Source organism: Chryseobacterium sp. WG14 (assembly GCF_024586945.1).
Taxonomy (GTDB): Bacteria; Bacteroidota; Bacteroidia; order Flavobacteriales; family Weeksellaceae; genus Chryseobacterium.
The window spans coordinates 1-3,519 of record NZ_JALCZD010000029.1 but is presented as its reverse complement, the minus strand read 5'-3'; the positions used below and the strand labels follow the sequence as shown (position 1 = coordinate 3,519).

Sequence of the window (3,519 nt, the reverse complement as noted above, 5' to 3'; positions counted from 1 at the left end):
CGATAAAAACAATACCGAAACCAAATATTCAGGATGGGTATTGGTGAAAAATAAAGAATAAATTTTATTCATAACCTCATGTAAATCACCCCGGACCGGGGTGATTTTTTTATCAACATAATGAACCGCCTGTTTACAGTAGTTTTATTATTAATAGTAGCTAAAGTTAAATAACTTTCCTTTTGCACTTCTACTATAACAAGGTGTAAAAACAGACGATGCTGATCTCAGCTTTATCAGATTAAAATACATTCATACGCATTTTCGTTGGTCTAAAAATAATAAATATAATATTACACATTAAATCCCGTTTTCATTAAATATATCTCAAAATCTTTAATTTAACGTTATTTATTTTTTATATTTGCTGATAAAACATCCCCTTATGAATAAACCTTTACTAATTTTATGCTTTTTCATAGCAAGTTTTGGAGCACGGGGCTATGCCACCTCAGACAAAACCATTCAAATCACTGGTTTACAAGTTGATAAATCAACACATTTAATCAGCAAATATGACGGGTCTTTAGTTTCAATCCTAAGGTTAGAAAATATACCATATCTCCTGAATTCAAGCAGGGCAACATAGAAATAAACAGACCTCAGCACGCACTTCCCTCCAAGCACTCAGATGAACAATTGACCACTTCCGGCAAATACCGGTTGGGGAAAACAGCTAATTTAAACCTAAACAATAGATAAGGATTGAAAATTTTAAACTGATCAAAATGAAAAAATATCTACTGATTCTAATATTATTTATTACTCAGGCCGTCTCAGCACAACAGGATTGTATCACAGCGCTTTCTGTTTGTGGAAACTCTGATATATCCTACATTCCTGATGGACCGGGAATCCAGGAATTACCTGAATCAAACTGCGGTACTTATCAAGAAAGATATTCTGTATGGTATAAGTTTACCGTAGCCACTGCAGGAACTTTAACTTTTGCAATCACACCGGCTACTGGATCTGACTACGACTGGTATGTATGGGGACCTAATATAACATGTGCCAACAAAGGAAATACAATCAGATGTTCAACACCAGGTGGAACTGGAGCTACAGGTCTGAATATGACCTCAACTGATCCTTATGATTATTTTGGACAGCCAGGTTCCAATGCTGATGGCTGGGCAAAATATATGGATGTTTTACCGGGAGAAACTTACTATCTACTCGTAAATAACTATAGCTTTAACATCACAGGGTTCTCTTTAACTTGGGGAGGTACAGCATCTTTAGCTTCTCCATTCAACGATCCGGCACTTACTCCCAACCCATTCATTACACCTGGAGCTCCTAATGCCAATCCAGCTGATCCAAATGAAGTAGTTATCTGTACTGATCCTGCTGTTTTTGATTTTAGCAGTTTAACAGCTGGAATTGTTAATGGTAATGCTAACTTTTTCGTTACTTACCACACCAGCCAAAATGATGCTCTAGCAGGAAACAATCCCATTTTAACACCTCAGACTGTCAATACAACAACCGTCTATTATTACAGTATTCATTATGAAGATCCTACCGATCCGAATAATCCGATAAATTCATGCAGGCAAATTGGTAAGTTTAAATTCAAGCAGGGAAATATTACCGCTACCGACGCCACACTAACCATGTGTAACAATAATGGTGCAGGTACTGCCACTTTTGACCTCACAACAGCCAATGTATTTGATGATCCGGCAGGTACAGCGATAAAAAAATATTATCCTACCATGGCTGACCTCAATGCAGGAACTAACGAAATTACGAACCCTTACGCTTATTTGTCTTCAACGAATGTAGTATTTGTATCGGTAACTACTCCGCAGGGATGTTCCGATGTAGCACAAATCAATCTTAATCTTTATGCTGTAGTGGTTGTAAATGATGCCGAGCTCAGAACCTGTTTTATTGAAACTAATCCTTCTACAGGCTCGTTCAACCTTAATAATGCATTAGTAACCAATCAACCGGGTGCTATAAAAAAGTATTACCCATCACTGACTGATGCTATAGACCAAACTAATGAAATATTAAACTTCACAGACTATATCGCTCCAAATGGGGTGATCTATGTAAGAGTATCTGATAGCAGAGGCTGCTATTCTATTGCCAAAGTAACTTTAACGGTACTTCCTCCGGTAAAGTCTGATATTTTGGCAGATAAGATCATCTGTATGGAAGATACAACAACTTTAGATGCAGGACCTGGATTCAAAAGCTATGAATGGAGCACCGGAGCCACCACCCAATCCATCTCCAATGTAGGGGTAGGTACTTACTGGGTAAAACTGAAAACCGGAGACTGTATTACTTTACAAACAGTAAAAGTATATCCTTCAGAGCAGCCTGTAGTATCAAGTATAGATATCTCCAACAGTACTATAAGCATCAATGTTATAGGAGGAACTCCTGCTTACCGGTATTCTATGGACAACATCAACTGGCAGGAATCCAATACATTCACCAATATATCAAGAGGGAATCATAAAGTATATGTAAAAGATTCTTATGACTGTGATCCGATTGAAATTTCCGTGGTTGTTCCTAATCTCATCAACGTTATTACTCCAAACGGTGATGGGGTAAATGACGTGGTAGATTATTCTGCAATGGCAGATAAACAAAATCTTATACTGAACATCTTCGACAGATATGGAACAAAAATCCATCAGGGAGACAAATCTAACGGATACAAATGGGACGGAACTATTGCCGGTAAAAAAATACCTACAGGAACCTACTGGTATTCTGTAACATGGAGTGAAAATGATAAAAAGAATACGCCTTTCAAATTCACAGGATGGATTATGGTAAAAAACAGAGAATAATACACTGATTACCTAGTGATCTACCCACAGACATATTTCAAACTCAGGATAGAGATTCTATTCTGGGTTTGTTTTTTTATTTCCATAAATATTGGCTCCGAAACGATATTGCTTTTTTAAACATCAAACCATCACTTTCTTTAAATATATCTCAAAATCTTTAATTTAACGTTAATAATTTTCTATATTTGCTACACAAAATATCCGCTTATGAATAAACTTTTACTACTTTTATTTTTGACGTAAAAAACAAAGAGCACCTGCCAACAGAACTGCTCCCATTTTGTTTTTTTACCCCCTTCAATTTTGTTTTAAAAAAATCATTTCAACAATGAAAAAATTACTACTTATTCTAATTTTCTTTATATCCCAGGTATTTTACTCGCAATCGGATTGCGTCTCGGCAATTCCAATATGTGGGGATTCTGATATTTCCTATACCCCATCCGGCCCTGGAAGTATACTGGAAACCCTCAATCAGCATGGAGGATGTTTATCCGTAAATGAAACTTTTACAGTATGGTACACTTTCAGCGTATCCACTTCAGGAACTCTTGCCTTTACCATTGTACCCAACGTGCAGTCAGACGATTATGATTTTGCAGTGTATGGGCCTACGAATGGAGGATGTGCTTCCCTGCAAACTCCCGGCAATATTTTTATACAGCCTTTAAGATGTAATTATTCAGGGACCGGTGGA

Annotated in this window: 1 protein-coding gene and 1 pseudogene; both read left to right on the top strand. The window is 36.9% G+C overall.

Annotated features, from left to right (window positions below; genetic code table 11):
- Window positions 1-728: 728 nt before the first annotated feature.
- Window positions 729-2,819 (top strand): T9SS type B sorting domain-containing protein, encoded by a 2,091-nt coding sequence (locus MP478_RS22450; protein ID WP_230033835.1) that lies wholly within the window; start codon window positions 729-731, stop codon window positions 2,817-2,819.
- A gap of 331 nt (window positions 2,820-3,150) precedes the next feature.
- Window positions 3,151-3,519, top strand: a pseudogene (locus MP478_RS22445) (gliding motility-associated C-terminal domain-containing protein); the annotation flags it as partial.

Coding starts and splice junctions, on each gene's coding strand:
- MP478_RS22450 (WP_230033835.1), top strand. CDS start 729: ATGAAAAAATATCTACTGATTCTAATATTATTTATTACTCAGGCCGTC.